Genomic DNA, 18,287 nt, shown 5'->3' with positions numbered 1-18,287 from the left:
CTAGAGACGCACTCCCACCAGCACGGGCTCGTTGACGAGCCACACCCCGAACTTCTCGTGCACGCCCTCGCGCACCTCGCGGGCGAGCGCCAGCAGCTCGGCCGCGCCCGCCTCTCCGGTGGGATTGGTGAGGGCCAGCGTGTGCTTGGTCGAGATGCGCACCCGGCCCTTCTCGTAGCCCTTGGGGAACCCGGCGTTCTCGATCAGCCACGCCGCCGGCACCTTGACCGTGCCGTCGGGCATGTCCCAGCGCGGGTGGCCGGGGGCCCGCAGCTCCAGGGCCGCCGCCTCCTCCGGGCCGAGCACGGGATTGGTGAAGAACGATCCGGCGCTGCGCGTGTCCGGGTCGCCGGGGTCGAGCACCATGCCCTTGCCACGGCGCAGCTCCAGCACGGCCTCCCGCGCCTCGGCCAGCGGCACCCGTGCGCCGATCTCCACGCCGAGCCGCGCGGCCAGCTCCTTGTACGCCACGGGCCCCGACAGCGGCGAGCGCTCCAGGGCGTAGGTGACGGCCAGCACGACGTGGCGGCCGGGGTCGTGCTTGAACGCGCTGTGCCGGTAGGCGAAGCCGCACTCGGCGGCCGTGAGGTCCCGCACCTCGCCGGCCCTCCGGTCGTACACGCGGACGGCGGCGACGGTCTGCGAGACGTCCTGCCCGTACGCGCCGACGTTCTGGATCGGGGTGGAGCCCACCAGCCCGGGAACGCCCGACAGGCACTCGACCCCCGACCAGCCCTCGGCCACGCAGCGGGCGACCAGGGCGTCCCAGTCCTCCCCCGCCTGCACGGTGACCAGCACGCGCCCGTCCTGGGATGTCGCCTCCACGCCCAGCGTGGCGACGCGCACCACGAGCCCGTCGAACCCGTCGTCGCACACCACGAGATTGCTGCCGCCGCCGAGCACCAGCACCGGCTCGCCCGCGCGGTCGGCCTCGGCCACGGTCGCGATCAGCTCGTCCTGCGTCCGCGCCTGCGTGAACGCCCGGGCCGGTCCGCCCGTCCGCAACGTGGTGTACGGGGCGAGCGGCACCCCTGCCAGCCGGTCAGCCATCGGTCTCCTCGCACCCGGAACATCCCGACGAACAGGATATCTACCCGCGATCCTCGCGTTCCGCCTCGGCGATCACCTCGTCGACCCTGGACGTGGCCGAGCTGCCGTCCCACAGGAGCTGGGAGGCGACCACCGACGGCTCTCCCGAGGGGGTCAGCGCGGTCTCGATCGTCCCGCCGGGCGCGATGTCCCGCTTGGCCTCGGAGATCTCCTCCGGGCCCGCGGCCGCGGCGGCCTCCTTGGCGTTGCGCGCTCGCGGGCGGGGCAGGGCACCGCCGTGGGCGTCGCCCGCCTTGCCCGGGTCCTGGGTCTCCGCGGCGGCCCCGGCGACGTCGCCGTGCTCCCGCTGGGTCGTGACCGGCTCGTTCTTCGCTTCGTTGTCTCGCTCGCTCACGATCCGACCGCTACCCGGCATCGCGACGGTCAACCGGACCCGGCCAGGCGAGGGAGCTCAGGAGAGCTGGACCACCGCGCGGGCCTTGGACAGCACCCGGGAGTCGCCGGACTTCGCGGTCAGCGCCACGACGACCCGCTTGTCCTCGCGCTTCTCCTCGACGACCCCGCTGATCCTGATCGTCGCGCCGTTGTCGTCGTCGGGCACCACGACCATGGAGGAGAACCGGACGCCATACTCCACGACCGCGCCGGGGTCGCCCGCCCAGTCGGTCACGAACCGGCCGCCCTGCGCCATCGTGTACATGCCGTGCGCGATGACGTCGGGCAGGCCGACCGCCTTCGCGTAGCGCTCGTTCCAGTGGATGGGGTTGAAGTCGCCCGAGGCGCCGGCGTACCTCACCAGGTCCACCCGGCGGACCTGGTATTCGACGGCCGGGATCTCCTGGCCGGCCTCCACCTCGTCGTACTTGACCGTCGCCGCCATGATCAGGCCGCCCCTCCGCGCTCCACGATGACGTTGTACGTCCGGCAGACCAGCTCACCCGAGGTGGTCGAGACGTCGCTGCGCAGCGTCAGGAACTCGTTGCGGCCGACGCTGCGGATCTCCGCGATGGTCGATTTGCACACCAGCTCGTCGCCCGCGTGGATGGGGCGCTCATACTCGAACCTCTGCTCACCGTGCACGACCATCGCGAAGTTGAGCCCGAGGCCGGGGTCGCCGAGCGCGTCACCGGTCCCGAGAAGGCTGAACACGATGGGGAACGTGGGCGGCGCGACGACGTCCGGGTGCCCGGCCGCCACCGCGGCCTGCCGGTCGTGGTAGATCGGGTTGGAGTCGCCGATCGCGGTGGCGAACTCGCTGATCTTCACGCGGCTGACCTCGTAGGGCGCGGACGACTCGTACGTCCGCCCGACGAAATCGCGGTTCAAAGGCATCGGGCCGGCTCCTTCGGATGGGCTGGGTAGGCCGTACCGTAACAGACCTACGCCGGCGGGCACCGGCCCGCACCGCCCCGGACACGACAAACCGGCGCCCCAGTCAGGGAACGCCGGCGTCGGAAGTGCGTGCGGTCCGTGCCGTGACCTAGCGGGTCTCGCGGTGCGCCCGGTGCGTCTTGCAGTTGGGGCAGTACTTCTTCAGCTCAAGCCGATCCGGGTCGTTGCGCCGGTTCTTCCGCGTGATGTAGTTGCGGTGCTTGCACTCCTGGCAGGCCAGCGTGATCTTCGGCCTAACGTCTGCGGCAGCCACGTGGGAGTGCCTTTCTGCGTTCGGGACTACTGGACAACCCGCACCGGGGCCCCCTTGTTCAGGTGGCCCGGCAGGGTAGTAGCGGAGGCCGGACTTGAACCGGCGACACAGCGATTATGAGCCGCTTGCTCTGCCTGACTGAGCTACTCCGCCTAGGCCGGAAATGGATCCGGCCACGCAAGGATACCCGACCTGTACGGCTATTCGCGCATCGGGATCAGCCATGATCGAGATCGGTGCTTCGGCGGGGATGAGGCATCCCCACCAAGCCGAAAGCCCCACCCCGCAGCGCTCAGTCAGAAACGCTGCTTGGATAGGACTTTCTGGCTAGAGCCCCCAAACGGAATCGAACCGTTGACCTTCTCCTTACCATGGAGACGCTCTGCCGACTGAGCTATAGGGGCGGGTCCGCCTGCCGCTCTCGCGCTGCGGACAGGTGTAACCATACACGGCCACGGCGGTGTACGCGAACTCGAATCGCCCCTCCCGCGCAGGGGCTCAGGGCGTCGGCAGCACCCCGGACAGGTCGGCCTCGGGACGCTGCCGTACGGGCACGTCGGCCGTCACGGCGTAGCGGCTGAAGTAGCCCTTGCCCTTGACCGGGATCACGCTGCTCAGCGTCACCGTAGCGGCGTACGGCGCGTCCGCGCACTCGGGCAGGCACCAGGTGCCGCTGATCTTCCCGGCGCCGGTCGCCCTCGTCGGCCCCCACGTCCGCCAGGTGACCCCGCTCATCGTGCTGAACTCCGAGAGCACGAGGTTCGCCGGCCGCTGCTCCGCCCTGCCCCGCTCGGAGTCTCGGAGGTTGAGCACGTACACCGGCGTCTCGGCCACGGAGCCCGTGGTCGCCGACCCGCAGCCGCCCACGGCGGCGCAGAGCGCGATGGCGGTGAAAGACAGTGCGACGAAAGACAGGCAGACAGGCAGACGGACAGGCAGACGGACAGGCAGGCGCATCGATTCCCCCTCGGCATCTGAGTGCCCAGGGGCCACCCCTGTTACGCCTGCGGCCTCCGTGTGACCAGGCTATTTGACGGCCGTACGGGCGTCGCGGGTCCTGACGGGCAGCGGGATCACTTCGCAGAGGTCGGCGAGATCGACATATCGGGCGACCTCCTCGACCGAGAGACAGTCGGCGATCACCTGGCCGTTGCGCCGCACCCGCAGCACCTGCCGGTCACGGCGGTACGCGGGGACGATCTCATAACCGTCCGGTCCCACCCATCGGCTGTCCATAGGGGAACAAGCTATCGGGTTTTCCCCATGGCTACCTCCCGTCCCAGGGGAATCGGTTTAAGCGGAGTCTCAATCGACTCCAAGTGGGGAGCCGCACGATGAGCCCATGTCTGATACTCCCAACCTGCTGGGCTTCCGCATCGCGCACCGGGCGATGCGCACCGACTCCCGGCGCCTCGCCGACGTCACCGCCGAGATCGCCGCCGGCCGGCAGCCGTGCGGCCCGGAGCGCGCCGCTGCCATCCGCGACTACGCGACCAAGCTGTGCCGCGGCATCCACCCCCACCACAAGACCGAGGACGACCGCCTGTGGCCGCTGCTCGTCCGCTCGGCGGGCGCCGAGATCGACCTGAGCGAGCTGAGCGAGGACCACTCCGAGCTCGACCCGCTGTTGGAGGAGATCCAGGCCGTCGCGGGCGACCCGGCCGAGCTGGCCAAGCCGCTGCGCCGGCTGGCCGACCTGCTCGACGAGCACATCCAGGAGGAGGAGCGCACGATCTTTCCGATCATCATGCGGCACGTCTCCGGCAAGGACTGGGAGGAGTTGGAGCAGCACGTCCGCAAGGGTGGCGACGTTCGCTTCGAGCTGCCCAGGATCGAGCAGCACGCGCTGCCGGAGGAACTGGCGGAGCTGCGCAGGCTGGCCGGGCCCGTCCTGGTCGTCATGTTGGCGCTGATGCGCCGCGCCCACCGTCGCCGCGAGCGGCTGATCTTCGGCTCCGCATGAGCGCTGCGTTGTCGGCTTCGCGGCGGGCGGCCTCCTCCCAATGCGGAGAGCCGGCCTGCCGGGCGACCTCGGCGGCCCGCAGATAGTGGGCCCCGGCGTCGCCGGACCGGCCCAGGAACGCCGCCAGGTCGCCGAGCGTGTGGGCGACCGGCCCGAGCGTCACCGAGCCCGAGTGCAACCCGGCCAGCTCGCCGTCGGACGGCAGCAGCAGGCGATAGCACTCCTCGGCCTCCGCCCGGTGACCGAGCGCGATCGCGTTGTCCGCACGGAGGGACAGGAACACGAGCCAGTAGTAGTCCCGGCGGGGGACGCGTGCGGAGGCCCACACCACGCGGGCCTCCTCCAGCCGGCCGGCCCCGACGAGCGCCCGCGTGTACAGCTCGCCGACGTCCTGTGGCAGGCGTTCCCACAGGGCGGCGAGCTCCTCCACCGACTCGTGGACCCGCCCCGCGGCCAGCGTGACCACGAAACGGCCGACCGTCCCCACCATCGCGCCGTTGGCGTCACCGGTGCTCGCCAGCCGCTCGCCGAGCTGCGTGTAGGCGCTCTCGGCCCGCTCGAACTCGCCCCTGACCAGCAGGTGCACGGCGTCGAGGAACGCGAGGATGCCGAGGGCCAGGCCGAGCTGGCCGCTCGTCGACAGCTCCATCGCCTTGTCGGCGTGTCGGCGCGCCGTGGCCCAGTCGTTGCGGCCCAGCGCGGCCATGAGCAGCGAGAAGTGACCGAGCGTCTGGTAGCCGAGGAGCCCGGCGGCGGCCGAGGCGGCCAGCAGGTCGTGCCCGAGCCGCTCCAGGTCGTCCCGCCGTTCCGGGGTCAGGCAGACCCAGTAGCGCCCGTTGAGCGCCATGCACCGCAGGCGTGGGTCGCCGAGGGCGTCCGCGATCGCCAGCGCCTCCGCACTGGCGGCCTCGATGCGCGCCGCGTCGTGTCCTTCGAGCGCGTGGCAGAGGGCGACGAGCATCCGGCAGCGCAGCTCGCCTGCCTCCGCGGGCAGCGCCTCCTCGATCGCCTCGACGAGGTCGGCGTCGAGCACGCGGTCGGGCTGGATGGTCCAGATGACCGGCGCGTCGAGCGAGGACACCGCCCGCGCGACCGCGCCGCGATCCTCCGTCTGGCGGGCCACCGCGAGCGCCTTCGTCCGGTTGCGCACCGCCGTGATCACGTCGCCCGCGTGCGACTGCGCGGACACCAGGCGGCACAGGAGGTCGAGGCGAAGGTCCCGACCGGCGCCGTCCGCCCCCTCGCTCACCAGGTCGAGCGCGCCCAGCGCGCCCTCCAGCAGGGCCGCCGCCTCCTTGTGCGCGTAGAGGGCGGTCGCCTGCCCGGCGGCCCGCGCCGCGTACTCGGCCGCAGTGAGGGCGGTCGCGGTCGTCGCGGCGGCGAGCGCGTGGTGCCCGAGCGCCCCCACGTCGCCGGGGCGCACCCGTTCGAGCGCCGCCAGGGCCTTGCCGTGCATCCGCGTACGGCGCAGCCGCGGGATGTCCTCGTACAGCGTCTCGCGCACGAGCACATGGGCGAACCGGACGCGGCCGGGGCGCGGCTCCTCCAGCAGGCCGGACAGCACACCCGCCTCAAGGCCGTCGAGCACGGACTCCTCGTCGGCCCCCGGCATGGCGATCAGCACGTCCGCATCGGCCTCCCGGCCGAGAACGGCGGCGTTGCGCAGCGTCGTCCGGGCCGTCGCGGGCAACCGGGCGAGACGCCGCCGGATGAGATCGCGCACGCCGGGCGGCAGCGCGTGGGCCGCCGACGGGCCGTCCACCGCGAGCAGCCGGGCCGTCTCCGTCACGAACAGCGGGTTGCCGCCGGTCCGCTCGGTGACCGTGCGCACCGTGGCCTCGTCGACCTCCGTACCGGAACGCTCCGCGAGCAGCCGGGCCACCTCGCGTTCGCCCAGGCCGCCGAGGGTGATGTTCTCCACGGCCTGCACGGCGAGCGCCGCCCTGGTGGCCGTGAGGTCATCGCCCGCCTCGGCCGGCCGGTGCGTGAGCAGGACGAGGACCGGCGTCCGCGTCAGGCGGCCGGCCAGGTGACGCAGGAGCTGGAGCGTCTCCTCGTCGGCCCGGTGCACGTCCTCCAGGACGATCAGCAGCGGTCCCGGTACGCCGTCCAGATAGTCGCCGGCCGCCCGCGCCAGCCAGAACTGCCCCACGGGCGCGGCGTCGTCGGTCAGCAGTGGCGCCAGCCTGGCAGCGGTCCCAGGCTCGGGCGGGCAGGCCGCGGACAGCTCCCGCAGCACCTCGCTCCACGCCCATGCGGGCGGGACGCCGCCGGTCGTCTCGGGGCAGCGGCCGATCACGGTCTGCCAGCCGTCCGCCGACAGGCGCCGCACGAGCGCGTCGGCCAGCGTGCTCTTGCCCGAGCCCGCCTCGCCACCGAGCCAGGCGATGCGGAAACCGGCCCTGGCCCGCTCCGCCGCGGCGGCCAGCCGGGACAGCTCGGCCGTACGGCCCACCATGCGGACGGGCTCGAAATCCCCGGCGGGTGCCGGGGCGGGTGCCGGGGCGGGCACCGGGGCGGGCACGGGGTGCTGCGCCGCCGACGGGACGGGTATCGCGCGTACGGGGGTCGCGTCGAGCGACTCGGCCTGCGCGAGGATGTCCGCTTCCAGCGCGCGCAGGGCGGGCCCGGGATCGATGCCGAGCTGGTCGGCGAGCTGGTCGCGAGTCCTGCGCAGGACCGCCAGCGCCTCCCCTTGCCGCCCGGCCCGGTAGTAGGCGAGCGCGAGCAACCGCACGGCGTTCTCGCGCAGGGGGTGGGCGGTGAGGTGGCGCTCCAGCTCGGGAACGACCTCGCCGTGGCGGGCGAGCGCGAGCCCGGCCTCGGCGCGGTATTCCACCGCGACCGCCCGCAGCTCGTCCAGGTGGACCACCTCGGGGACGGCCCACTCCTCCTCGCCGAACTCCGCGTACGCCTGGCCGGTCCACAGGGCCAGCGCCTCGTCCACGACCTCCAGCGCCCGCGCGTGCCGCCCCTCGGTGAGCAGGCCGGCGGCGGACTCGACCAGCCGGGGGAAGCGCCAGGCGTCCACGTCGCCGGGCTCCAGCGCCAGCCGATAACCGGGGGGAGTGGTGACCAGCACGCGGGCGGCGGCGCGGGGGGCGCGGCCCGGCTCGAGTGCCCGCCTGAGGTTGGAGACGTAGACCTGGAGCGCGCCCAGCGCGCGCGGCGGCGGCTGGCCCCTCCACAGGTCGTCCACGAACCGGTCGGTCGACACCACGTGTCCGCGGGCGCAGACCAGCCGGGCCAGCACGGCGCGCTGGAGCGACGTCCCGAGGTCCGCCGGACGCCCGTCGACCTCCGCCGCGATTCGCCCCAGAACCCGCAATCTCACCATTACGGGGCAAGCATAGGGATCAGGGTCGGTAGTGGTAATAGCCGAGCAGGTCGTCCAACACGGACACGTCGTCCATGCGGATGCGCGTCCCGGTGGCGAACGCGTTGATCATCTTTCCGCCGCCGACGTACACCCCGACGTGGTGCGTCCTGCCGGGCCTGCCGTGGAAGACCAGGTCGCCGGGTTGCGGCACCGCGACCCTGCGCAGCCGGGCGACGTGGGCGTCGGTGTTGCCGGGGCCGAGCACGTCGTCGCCGAACGCCTGGTCGTACACCCAGCGGGTGAACCCCGAGCAGTCGAAGCCGCGCGTCCGGTCGGCCGGGCAGGGCCTGACCGAGCCGCTGTATCCCCGGCAGGTCCCCTTCGAGGGACCCGGCCGGGCCGCGTGTCCCCCGCCCCACGAGTACGGCAGCGCGCCCTGGGCCGCGTACGCGACGGCGACGGCCCTGGTCAGCTCCTCGTTGAGCGGCGCGGATCCCGCGGCGGCCAGTGCGACGATTCCCCCGATCAGGACCAGCCGGCGCCGCAACGTGCGCTCAACCCCCATAAACCGTGACGATAGCCACTCGATTCCGCCGGTGCCACGGAAGCTTTACGTGAGCCGATCGACGCAACGGAGGGGGATTGTTACCCTGGGTGCGGCTCGTACGGTCATCGGCGCGTCGGTCGAAACGCTTCGTCGGTCGCCCCGGACCTCCCCGTCCCGCTCACCCGGTGGTCCCCGGCGCCAAGAAGAGCGAAGGGAACCACCGTGGAGACGTGGACGGCACAACCCCCTTCCCCCACTCGCTGGTGGGTGCTCGGGCTGCGCGGAGAGCTGGATCTCCACGCGGTGCGGCGCCTGCGCGAGCCGCTGCTCATCCAGATCGAGGCCCACGGCCCGTGGCTGGCCGTGGACCTCAGCGAGGTGCGGTTCATCGACACCACGGGCGTGGGGCTGCTCGTGCGCCTGGTGCACAACCTGCGTGACAGGGACGGCGATCTCGCCCTCATCGCGCCGGCCGGCCAGGTGCTGCGGATCCTCCGCTGGACGAACCTGACCCGGCTGTTCCGCGTCCTGGACACGGCCGACGCGCTGACGGACTAGCTGACGGACTAGCTGTGGACTAGTCGTTGGGCAGGACCTCCACCGGCACGTTGTCCCCCGGCATCGGACCGCCGTCGTCCCCTGTCGGGGGCGTCACGGACACCAGGCTCCGGCAACTGTCGCCGCAGCCGCCGAACCGCGCGCTGTCGACCGGCGTGAAGTCGGTCGGCGGCACGTTGCGCAGCGCCCGCAGCATGGTGTCCTTCCAGATCGGGCCGGGGATGCTGGCGCCGAACACCGAGCCGTAGTAACGGCCGCCGATCGTCACGTTGTTCAGCTTGTACTTCGACGTGCCACGGGGGTCGCCGAGGCTGACCGCGCCGGCGAGGTCGGGGGTGAACCCGGCGAACCAGGCGGAGGAGGAGTCGTCGTTGGTCCCGGTCTTGCCCGCCGCGTCACGCCCGATGCCGCCGACCGCCGCCATCGTGCCCTTGGTCAGGACGCCCGACAGGATGTGCGCCGCCGCGTCCGCCACCTCGGGGTCGATGGCCTGACGGCACTTGGGGCTGTAGTTGGTGGTCTTGCCGGTGCTGTCGGTGATCTGGGTGATCGCCATCGGCGCGCAGTACTTGCCGCGCGCGCCGATCGCGGCGTACGCGGTGGCGACGGTCACCGGGTCCATCTCGTTGATGCCGAGCGTGAACGTCTCGAACTCCTTGAGCGGATTGCCGTCGGCCCGGTGGATGCCCAGCGACTTGGCCGTCTTGACCACGTCGCAGAGCCCGACCCGCTGCTCCAGCATCATGAAGAACGTGTTGACCGAGTGCCAGGTGCCGGTCTGCAGGGTCAGCCAGCCCGGTGATCCCTCGTCGTTGGTGACGGTGTGGCTCGGGTCGCCGATGGGCTGGCCCGCGCAGTTCTTGAACGTCGAATAGCCCGGCGCGGTGTAGCCGGCGCCCGCGCTGAACCCGTCGTTGATCTTCATGCCCTGCTTCAGCGCGGTGAGCAGGGTGAAGGTCTTGAAGGTCGAGCCGGCCTGGAAGCCGATGCCGCCGCCGTGCGCGACGTCGGCCACGAGGTTGTAGGACACCTCGTTCCTGGTCTTGTGCGTCCCGTACGGACGGCTCGCGGCCATCGCCTTGATCGCCCCGGTGCCGGGCTGCACCAGCGCCTCGGCGGCCACGGGGTTGTCGGTCGGGTGGACCCACTTCCTGATCGCCTTGTCGGCGGCGGCCTGCATCGAGGGGTCGATCGTGGTCTTGATGGTCAGGCCGCCGCGGTTGAGGAACGCCAGGCGCTGCTTGGCCGTCTTGCCGAAGTCGGGGTTGCTGAGGATCTCGTTGCGCACGTAGACGCAGAAGTACGGATACTTGCTCGACTCACAGCCACCGGGCAGCGGGGTTCCCTTGTAGCCGAGCCGGGTCTTCTTCGCCTGGGCCGCCTGATCCTTGGTGATCTTGTTCAGCTCGGCCATCCGGTCGAGCACGACGTTGCGCCGCTTCAGCAGCCGGTCGCGGCTGGTCTTGCCCAGGTTGGGGTCGGTGGCGTTGGGGTCCTGCACGGCTCCCGCGAGCGTCGCCGCCTGCGGCAGCGTCAGGTCCTTCGCGCTGACCCCGAAGAACCGCTTGGCCGCCGCCTCGACGCCGTACGCGCCCGCGCCGAAGTAGGCGATGTTGAGGTACTTCTCCAGGATCTGGTCCTTGGAGTACTTCTCCTCCACGCCCATCGCGTAGCGCAGCTCGTTGAGCTTGCGGGCGTAGCTGGGCGCCAGCGCCTCGTTCTTCTCCTGCTCGGTCGTGGCGGCGTTGAGCAGCACCTGCTTGACGTACTGCTGGGTGATGGAGGAGCCGCCCTGGGCGACCCCGCCCGACTGCAGGTTCTTGGCCAGGGCGCGGATGGTGCCCTCGATGTCGATCGGGCCGTGCTGGTAGAACCGGTAGTCCTCGATCGAGATGATGGCCGTCTTCATGATGTCGGCGATCTGGTCGAGGGGGACGACCTCGCGATACTGCTCGTAGAACCGCGCGATCTCGTGGCCCTTCACGTCCTGCACGACCGAGACCTGCGCCAGCGGAGGCTCGGTGAGGTCGCGGGGTTTCAGGTCCACGTCCTCGACGGCCGACACCACCCCGACGCCCGCGCCTCCCACCGCCGGCAACGCGATCCCCGCGACCAACACGCCCGCCGCTGCTCCCATGGCGATCAGGCGCAACACCTTCCCCGTGGCGTTCACACGAACCTCCCCCAAATGGCTATAGACAAGGTTATGGGGCCGCAAAACAAGGTCGGCCCCATAACGCGGTGGTTCACGAGAGCCTGCCGAGGCCGCGCGCCAGCAGGGTCGCCGTCCGTGCGACGACCGAGTCCGCGGTGGCGCCGTCGGCCGCCCGGCGGTTGGTGTAGATCGCCATGATGATCGGGGCGGCGTTCCTGGCCGGCCAGATGACGGCGATGTCGTTGGCGGTGCCGTACGTCCCGCCGGTGCCGGTCTTGTCGCCGACGATCCACGTCTTCGGCAGCCCGGCGCGGATGCGCGCGTCGCCTGTCGTGTTGTCGCGCAGCCATCCGATCAGCCGGGACCGGTCCTTCGCGCCCAGCACGCCGCCGGTCGTGAGCCCCCGCAGATCGCGGGCGGCGGACGCGGGCGTGGTGGTGTCGCGCCGCTCCTTGGGCGACCAGATGTTGAGGTCGGTCTCCCAGCGGTCGAGCCGGGACACCGGGTCCTTGAGCGTGCGGAAATAACGGGTGAGGCCCCGCGGCCCGCCGATCCGCTTCAGCAGCATGTTCCCGGCGGTGTTGTCGCTGTAGATGATCGCCGCCCGGCACAGCTCGGCGAGCGTCATCCCGTCCTTCACGTGCTTGCCGGTCTCCGGCGAGTTCGACTTCACCTCGTCGGCCGTCCAGTGGACGACCTTCCGCGTCAGCTCCCGGTCGGTCGTCCGGGCCAGCACCGCTCCCGCGGCAACCGCCTTGAAGGTGGACAGCAGCGGGAACCGCTCGCCCGCCCTATAACCGATCGTCTTCCCGGTCGCCGTGTCGATCGCGTACGCGCCGATGCGGCCCTTGAACGACGCCTCAAGCGCGCGCAGCGCGGCGGCCACGTCCGTCCGGGGCGCGGCGGCGGCCTGGGGTGCGGCGGGTACAGCGGCTGCGGCAGCGGGGCCCGCCGCGGGCACGGCGCCGGCCAGGAGGGCGACCGTGATCGTGGTGGTCTTCAGTGCGACCGGCAGTCTCCAAATCATGACATGTCCTTGCTCTCATGCGTCACAGGGGCGTTAGACGCAGGAGCCAAGCAAAGTGTTCGGAACATGTCCAATATTCATATGGACCACCGACCGATATGCGTTCTCGTATAAAAGCAGCTCACAACGGCGGGGCGAACGCGCGGCCGGTAGCGACGAGATCGTCGACGGCCCGTACGGCGGCGGCCAGCCGCTCCTCGGGCGGCCCGGAGACGACCACGTGCGGCAGCCCGCGCCCGGCCAGCTCCGCGCGCAGCCGGCGGTCCATGCCGTGCCGCACGTGCTCGCCGTCGCGCCAGCCGTCCTGCTCGAACGGCACGCCGTCCACGGACGTGTGGATCCACAGGTCGTGCCGGGCCCGTTCGTGGACGCGCAGGACCTCCGAGCTCACCGTGCCGAGATAGCGCTCGTGCCACAGCGCGGTGGCGAGCGCGTCGGTGTCGCAGAACAGCACAGGAGACCCGGTCCGCGCCGCCGCGTCCTCCCAGTCGAGCTGCCGGTGGGCGATCAGCGTGAACTCCTCCGGCCGCCACTCCAGGTCGTCGAGCCACGGCTCCGGCGCTCCCGCCGCCTTGGCCGTACGGCGGGCCAGGGCGAGCTTCTCCTCGCAGTAGGTCCTGCCGTATTCGGGCACCCACCGGGTCGCGGCCCAGACGCCGCCGCGTGCCGCGTAGTGGGCGGCCAGCGCGCGGGCGAGCGTGGTGGTGCCGGTCGACTCGGCCCCGGTGACGACCACCCGCCGGGCGAGATAGGCGCGTACGGCGGGGCTCAGCCAGGGCCACGCGGACACCGGGTCGTCGCGGACCATCGTCCCGCTGACCGGATAGCGGACCCGGCCCGGATCGACCGCCACGTGCGCGCCGCCGAACCTGCGGGCCAGCTCGGGCCCGTACGTCTCGGAGGAGAAGACGGCGTCGACATCGGGCGCGAGGCCGCCGTGGGCCGACTCCAGCGCGTGCCGGAAGACCTCGACGTGCGCGGCCCAGATCTCCGGGTCGTCGTAGTCGATCTCTATGTCGTCCACGACCGGCGCCACCACCACGTGGGGCTGCGGGTGGGCCTCGCGCAGCCACGCCGTACGCAGGGCGAGCGGGATGCTCTCCACGCTGCTGGCGGCGACGACCACCGTGACCAGCGCGCACCGCTCGGCGGCGGTGTCGACCAGGTGGTGGTGACCGGCGTGGGGCGGGTAGAACTTGCCGATCACCAGCCCGTGCGCGTATCGCGCGCTCATCGCGTCACCACCGGAGCGGCGGCGGGCCGGGCGGCCTCGTCGCGCCGCCACGCGAGCAGCCCGGCCACGCACAGCGCGAGGAACAGCACGTAGAGCACGCTGGTGAGGTAGAGCTCCTTGTAGGCGTAAAGCGGGATGTAGACCAGGTCGACCGTGATCCACAGCCACCACGACTCCACCCGCTTGCGGCACTGGCCGTAGGTCGCCATCAGCGACAGCGCGGTCGTCAGGGCGTCCCAGAACGGCACGGCCGAGTTGGTCCAGGTCGTGAGTGCGGCGGTGAGCAGCGCCGTCGCCGCCGCGCCCGCGAGCACGAGCCATCCCCACTCCGCGCGGCCTGTCCTGGTGACGGTGAGCGTGGTCCGCCCGGCCCCGCCGTACAGCCACTGCCACCAGCCGTACAGGCCGAGGAGCACGTAGACGATCTGCAGGGCCGCGTCGGCGTACAGGCCCACGGCCAGGAAGACGAGACCGAGCAGGACGACGTTCGCGACGCCGATCGGCCAGTTCCACACGTGCTGGCGGACCACCAGCCAGACGGTGAGCGCTCCCGTCGCGAAGCCGAGCAGCTCGGCCCAGCTCGTCGAAACGCCGCCAAGGGTGATCGCGGGCTCCAGGAGGGGCCCAAGCAGATCGGTCAGCGCCACCGCGACCTCCTTAATCGTCACTGTGACGATAACAAGGGATCGTGATCAGGGATAGAGCGGTGGATCATCCGGCGCGCGCGGCGGACGCCCGGCAGCGGGTGCTCCACGACCTGCTCCAGCGATGAGCGGGCTCTTCCCGATCGTGCCGACCAGCACCACCTCACCGGTCTCCGGCACGGTGTCGGTGAAAACCGCGGGCCTCACCCCGGTGACCCGCTCCACGTCGGCCCGCAGGTCGCCCCCGACCCGCGTGACACCGGGGAAGTCGCTCGCGCTGACGACGATCGGAGCCGCCCTGCCCTGGGCCACGAGAGGAAACCGGCCGGCGCCCGGTGTGAAGACGATGCAGGAGTCGGTGCGCACGAGTAAAGGGATGTGAACTTTGCCCGCAGAAGTGGTCAATGGCTATTTCGCGCGGATCGAATCAATTGCGTAACCGACGGCCGCGCCCACCGCGTACCAGAACAGGTCGGGCGCGTTGAACGTCGTGCCGAGCACCAACCGCGCCAGCGTGCTGTGCGCCGACAGCTCGGCCGGCACTCCGGTGAGCTGGGCGAACTCCACCAGCCAGCTCACCCCGAGCGCCACGGCCGCCACCACGAGCGGCCGGGCGCGCGGCACGGCCACGACGACCAGCGCGTACACGAGGAGGGTGTAGAGGAGATCGCCCGCGTACTTGGCGACCGCGCCGGGCAGCAGCGCCCGGATCGCCAGACCGGCGGCCACGACGACCACGGCGGCGGCCAGAGCGGCGATTCTGCGCTTCGGCATCCCGGCACCCTATCGAGAACCCGACATTCCACGATCATCAGGGCATCCAGGTGTCGCCGCCGATACGCCCCCAGCCTTGAGCGTGAAGGTAATAATGCTCGTGAGCTGCGGAGATCAGCTCTTACGTCGTTGCCTCGCCTCCTGGATTATGAGGAGGCCGATCGGAAGGATCATGCCGAGCGCATAGTCTTTCCAGTCGAAACGGCCGACGCCGGCCTCAGTCGGCGAGGGCGATCTGGGCGCGTACGGCGGGGCTGAGCCCGGCCAGCAGACGGGCGGCACGGCCGTCCGTGGTCGCCCGGAGCAGGCCCGCGGTGACCGGCGGCGGCACATACTCCAGCACCTGCCTGGAGACCCCGCAGGAGAGCTTCTCCCCTCCGCCCATGGCCGTGGTCGTCCAGGCGCCGGACGCGCCGCGACGGCTATGCCCCCGCCGTCGTGCCGATCGACCCCACGACCGTCACGCCGCCCGTGGGCAAGCCGGCCGTGACCATCGCGTACGACCTCGACGTCCTCGAGTCGGTCAGCGGCGGCCGGTACTCCGGCAAGGACGTACGGGAGGACCTGCGGCAACAGGGCCTCAGCGAGCTGGCGGACCTCGGGGTGGAGAGCAGCGACGTCCTGCTCGTCAGGGACGGCGTCAAGCCGCAGCGGAGCCGAAAAGCGGATCCTCCGTGCTGTGGATCCTCTTCATCGTGGTGATCGTCCTCGCCTTCGTGGCGGTGGTGCTGTTGATGTGGCGGCCGGCCCGGTTCGACGGCCCGATCAGCCGCCACCGCGGACGACCGTGAGGAGCGGACCGTCATGTGATCGACCTGCGGAAACGGCCCACGGCCGGAGGCCGTGGGCCGTGGCTCGGCGAGCCCCTGCACATGCGTGGTCATGGCGCGGTGGCGAGGCGGCTGACCTGCAAGCTCGGCCACATGCCCACGGTGCTCGGCGAGCACTCCGACGGCATCGCCCTCGTGCCCGGGGTCACCGCCTCCACCTCGCTGGGTGAATCCCCCTGGGAATGTTGTGAGTCCTCGGTGCTTTCTCAGAGATCGAGCGCGAGCGTGGCGAGGTGGCGGGCGATCCCGGCGGTGTCGGTGTTCATCACGTTGCTGAGCACGACCACCTGGATGTCGTCGGCGGGCAGATACATGTTGCTCGCCGTGTAGCCCATGAACAGACCCGGGTGATACCGGAGCGGGTGCCCCTGCAGCCGGTCGACGAGCCATCCGAAGGCGTACGCGGTCGACGGCAGGTTGAGGCAGCCGGTGGAGGGGCACTTCGCCTGCGGCGTGAACGCCAGCTTGACCGTGGCGGGCGGCGCGACCGTGAACGAGCCGAACGCCCGGTCCCAGCGGGCGATGTCGTCGACGGTGGTGTAGAGACCGGTCGCGGAGAACAGTTCCGAGCCGTTGAGGGGCGCGGCCGGCTTCCCGTGCAACAAGTAGCCCTTCGCGAACCCGCGCGGCGGATATGTCGGGCTGTAACCGGTGTGCCGGAGGTTCAGCGGCTCGGTGATCAGCTTGCGCAGCACGACCCCGTACGGCTGGTGCGTCACCGCCTGGATGATCGCGCCGGCCAGGACGTAGCCGGAGTTGGTGTACTTCCAGCTGGTGCCGGGCTTGAAGTCCAGCGGCAGGTTCACGAACTGCTGGATGAGTTTCCGGGGCGTGGTCGGTCGCGAGACATTGGCGAGGTAGCCGGGCAGGTTCTCGATGTTGGGGATGCCCGAGGTGTGCGTGACCGTCATACGGACCGTGATCGGACGCCACGCCGCCGGGCAGGCCTTGATGTAACGCGGCACGAGATAGGGGCAGATCGGGTCGTCCAGCTTGAGCAGCCCGCGGTCCTGCAGCTTCAGCACGAGCATCGAGGTGAACTGCTTGGTGATCGACATGACCCGATAGACCGTGTCGGGCCGGTTGGGGATGTGCCTTTCCTCGTCCGCCTCGCCCGCGGCGAAGCGTGCCAGCACCTGCCCACGCCGTACGACCAGCGCCGAGCCGGTGAACTGGTCTTTTGCGGCCAGATCCTTCAGATACGCCAGCATCGCGGCACTGGCGGCGGCACCGGTCCCGTCCCTGGTGGGATCGTCCTCCGGCCCCGACGGCCCGCCCTCGGGCGTGCTTCCGGATTGGTCCGAATTCTGGACGGGCCGGTTCGTGATGTCCGACAGGCTGTTCTGGTCGCTGACGGAGTTCGCCGTCGCGTCCGTTTTCTGCCAGTTGTACGGCAGAGCCCGGGAATCCGTGGCGCCCTTCTGCATCGGCGTGAGGGCGAGCGTGAGATCGCGGAGCATGTTCTGCTTCTGGCGCTCGCTTTCGTTCCCCGACTGCCGCTGCTTGTTCCGTTGGGCATTGTGCCCGCGCCCGTGCGCCCGGCCACGATCGCGATCGGACGGATGATCGGAATCGACGCCGGTCACGACGGTTTCGCCGCCGGACGCGGCGACGGCGGGAGCGCCCACAGGCATGGCCCCACCGACCAGCGCGGTCCCGAGCATCAAAAAGCCGACAGCATTAGGACACTTGGGCATTTTCTCCCCCGCGAAATGTACCACTGTCCTCAATTCAGACATTTCCCGAATTGATGGAATCCGAGAATGTCCGGCGGACCATTATTTTCGAGGGGGCTGTTTTCCGTTCACCGGCGCCGCAAACGCCGAATGGTGCGGTTTTCCTTTTCCGTTAGAACCTCAATGCGCGGGCTCCGCACGCCAGCCGTGAACCAGCAGGTCGAAAACGGTCTCCACGGCCGCACGCGGGTCGTCCCGGCCTCGCACCAGGGTCGGGATTTCCACGACGAACCGCGCGAGAGCCGCACATTCGAGGTCATCCGCCTCGCGCCCGAGCTCCTCCGCGATCACGGTGCCGAGGGCGGCCGCGTGCCGCATCCACATGCGTTCCGCGTACTCCCGGAGCGCGGGCGTCCGGTCCACCAGCGCGTGGAGCTCGTGCAGACGAGGATCCGACACGACCCGCACCCAGGACTCCAGCGCGTGGGCGCGGAGCGCCTCGATCACACTCTGTCCCTCGGGCCGTTCGCGGACGGCGGCGGTCAGCGCCGCCTCGACCTCCTCCTCACGGTCGAAGACCAGCGCCTCCTTGCCCGGGAAGTGCGCAAACAGGGTCGTCGTCGACACGTCGGCCCTTTCTGCGACGTCGCGGACGCTCACGCGTTCGAAACCGTGCTCCAGGAAGAGCTCCAGGGCGGCGTCGGCGATGGCCTGCCTCGTCGCGGCCTTCTTGCGCTCGCGACGGCCAATGGCCGGAGAGTCGGGCATGGCGTCACCCTACTCCACAACTGGACTGAGACAGAAACTGTAACGGTTGCACTTTTGGACTCGTTTCTGCTTTGGTGGTCCCCGCAGGGGTCCCGCC

Annotated in this window: 21 protein-coding genes and 2 tRNA genes; 3 read left to right on the top strand and 20 right to left on the bottom strand. The window is 70.9% G+C overall.

The genetic code is table 11. The features are described from left to right. From FLV34_RS07680 to FLV34_RS07640, 9 genes are all read right to left on the bottom strand, one after another. Positions 1-1,050, bottom strand: a complete 1,050-nt coding sequence (locus tag FLV34_RS07680; protein WP_147942710.1) for a UDP-N-acetylmuramate dehydrogenase — start codon at positions 1,048-1,050, stop codon at positions 1-3. Positions 1,051-1,090: 40 nt separating this feature from the next. After that, positions 1,091-1,444 carry a hypothetical protein gene (locus FLV34_RS07675; RefSeq protein WP_142651306.1) on the bottom strand — a complete coding sequence of 118 codons (354 nt, stop codon included), beginning with the start codon at positions 1,442-1,444 and terminating at the stop codon, positions 1,091-1,093. A gap of 57 nt (positions 1,445-1,501) precedes the next feature. Beyond that, positions 1,502-1,930, bottom strand: coding sequence for a MaoC family dehydratase (locus FLV34_RS07670; RefSeq protein ID WP_142651307.1), 429 nt, complete (start codon positions 1,928-1,930; stop codon positions 1,502-1,504). A gap of 2 nt (positions 1,931-1,932) precedes the next feature. Next, positions 1,933-2,382: a MaoC family dehydratase N-terminal domain-containing protein gene (locus FLV34_RS07665; protein WP_142651308.1), complete on the bottom strand. Its 450-nt coding sequence runs from the start codon at positions 2,380-2,382 to the stop codon at positions 1,933-1,935. Between the two features lie 148 nt (positions 2,383-2,530). Further along, complete coding sequence (gene rpmG / locus FLV34_RS07660; RefSeq protein ID WP_030510782.1) at positions 2,531-2,695, bottom strand: 50S ribosomal protein L33; 165 nt, start codon at positions 2,693-2,695, stop codon at positions 2,531-2,533. Between the two features lie 79 nt (positions 2,696-2,774). After that, positions 2,775-2,848 (bottom strand) — tRNA-Met (locus FLV34_RS07655). Positions 2,849-3,026: 178 nt separating this feature from the next. Further along, positions 3,027-3,099, bottom strand: a tRNA-Thr gene (locus tag FLV34_RS07650). A 94-nt stretch (positions 3,100-3,193) separates the two neighbouring features. Beyond that, a complete protein-coding gene (locus FLV34_RS07645) occupies positions 3,194-3,529 on the bottom strand; it encodes a hypothetical protein (RefSeq protein WP_147942709.1) in 336 nt (111 codons plus the stop codon). A 192-nt stretch (positions 3,530-3,721) separates the two neighbouring features. Then, the gene (locus tag FLV34_RS07640; protein ID WP_142651310.1) at positions 3,722-3,931 is read right to left on the bottom strand and encodes a transposase; all 210 of its coding nucleotides are present in this window, start codon (positions 3,929-3,931) and stop codon (positions 3,722-3,724) included. Between the two features lie 106 nt (positions 3,932-4,037). Between FLV34_RS07640 and FLV34_RS07635 the strand changes: the two genes are divergently transcribed. Then, the gene (locus FLV34_RS07635; RefSeq protein WP_147942708.1) at positions 4,038-4,658 is read left to right on the top strand and encodes a hemerythrin domain-containing protein; all 621 of its coding nucleotides are present in this window, start codon (positions 4,038-4,040) and stop codon (positions 4,656-4,658) included. Here FLV34_RS07635 and FLV34_RS07630 read toward each other — a convergent pair. Together FLV34_RS07630 and FLV34_RS07625 are read right to left on the bottom strand one after the other, a co-directional pair. Next, on the bottom strand, positions 4,594-7,995 hold the full coding sequence (locus FLV34_RS07630) for a BTAD domain-containing putative transcriptional regulator (RefSeq protein ID WP_147942707.1): 3,402 nt from the start codon (positions 7,993-7,995) through the stop codon (positions 4,594-4,596). The genes FLV34_RS07635 and FLV34_RS07630 overlap by 65 nt on opposite strands. Positions 7,996-8,014: 19 nt before the next feature. Next, positions 8,015-8,542, bottom strand: a complete 528-nt coding sequence (locus tag FLV34_RS07625; RefSeq protein ID WP_147942706.1) for a C40 family peptidase — start codon at positions 8,540-8,542, stop codon at positions 8,015-8,017. A gap of 204 nt (positions 8,543-8,746) precedes the next feature. Between FLV34_RS07625 and FLV34_RS07620 the strand changes: the two genes are divergently transcribed. After that, positions 8,747-9,082 (top strand): STAS domain-containing protein, encoded by a 336-nt coding sequence (locus FLV34_RS07620; protein ID WP_187280565.1) that lies wholly within the window; start codon positions 8,747-8,749, stop codon positions 9,080-9,082. Positions 9,083-9,101: 19 nt separating this feature from the next. Here the strand turns inward: FLV34_RS07620 and FLV34_RS07615 are convergent, their stop codons facing one another. The 7 genes from FLV34_RS07615 to FLV34_RS40265 all read right to left on the bottom strand — a co-directional run bounded on the left by FLV34_RS07615 (position 9,102) and on the right by FLV34_RS40265 (position 15,301). Next, on the bottom strand, positions 9,102-11,255 hold the full coding sequence (locus FLV34_RS07615) for a transglycosylase domain-containing protein (RefSeq protein WP_260617502.1): 2,154 nt from the start codon (positions 11,253-11,255) through the stop codon (positions 9,102-9,104). A gap of 73 nt (positions 11,256-11,328) precedes the next feature. Beyond that, entirely contained in the window at positions 11,329-12,264 is a 936-nt protein-coding gene (gene bla, locus FLV34_RS07610) for a class A beta-lactamase (protein WP_147942704.1), read from the bottom strand. 121 nt (positions 12,265-12,385) lie between these two features. After that, the gene (locus FLV34_RS07605) at positions 12,386-13,498 is read right to left on the bottom strand and encodes an AAA family ATPase (protein WP_147942703.1); all 1,113 of its coding nucleotides are present in this window, start codon (positions 13,496-13,498) and stop codon (positions 12,386-12,388) included. Then, positions 13,495-14,166, bottom strand: a complete 672-nt coding sequence (gene pnuC, locus FLV34_RS07600) for a nicotinamide riboside transporter PnuC (protein WP_261985695.1) — start codon at positions 14,164-14,166, stop codon at positions 13,495-13,497. The genes FLV34_RS07605 and pnuC overlap by 4 nt, the downstream gene beginning before the upstream one ends. Positions 14,167-14,190: 24 nt before the next feature. Then, complete coding sequence (locus FLV34_RS07595) at positions 14,191-14,508, bottom strand: hypothetical protein (RefSeq protein ID WP_185949079.1); 318 nt, start codon at positions 14,506-14,508, stop codon at positions 14,191-14,193. A gap of 42 nt (positions 14,509-14,550) precedes the next feature. After that, positions 14,551-14,916 carry a DUF2809 domain-containing protein gene (locus tag FLV34_RS07590; protein ID WP_142651317.1) on the bottom strand — a complete coding sequence of 122 codons (366 nt, stop codon included), beginning with the start codon at positions 14,914-14,916 and terminating at the stop codon, positions 14,551-14,553. A 217-nt stretch (positions 14,917-15,133) separates the two neighbouring features. Beyond that, positions 15,134-15,301, bottom strand: coding sequence for a hypothetical protein (locus tag FLV34_RS40265; protein WP_168066480.1), 168 nt, complete (start codon positions 15,299-15,301; stop codon positions 15,134-15,136). Between the two features lie 53 nt (positions 15,302-15,354). On the opposite strand from FLV34_RS40265, the gene FLV34_RS07585 reads away from it, so the two are divergent. Further along, the gene (locus FLV34_RS07585) at positions 15,355-15,618 is read left to right on the top strand and encodes a hypothetical protein (protein ID WP_142651318.1); all 264 of its coding nucleotides are present in this window, start codon (positions 15,355-15,357) and stop codon (positions 15,616-15,618) included. A gap of 334 nt (positions 15,619-15,952) precedes the next feature. On the opposite strand, the gene FLV34_RS07580 is transcribed toward FLV34_RS07585, so the two are convergent. Continuing rightward, positions 15,953-17,206, bottom strand: a complete 1,254-nt coding sequence (locus FLV34_RS07580; protein WP_187280564.1) for a serine hydrolase — start codon at positions 17,204-17,206, stop codon at positions 15,953-15,955. 396 nt (positions 17,207-17,602) lie between these two features. Continuing rightward, positions 17,603-18,190: a TetR/AcrR family transcriptional regulator gene (locus FLV34_RS07575; RefSeq protein WP_147942701.1), complete on the bottom strand. Its 588-nt coding sequence runs from the start codon at positions 18,188-18,190 to the stop codon at positions 17,603-17,605. Positions 18,191-18,287 lie beyond the last annotated feature (97 nt).

Source organism: Microbispora sp. CSR-4, assembly GCF_008033685.1.
Lineage (GTDB): Bacteria > Actinomycetota > Actinomycetes > Streptosporangiales > Streptosporangiaceae > Microbispora.
This window is presented reverse-complemented; position numbering and strand designations above follow the sequence as displayed.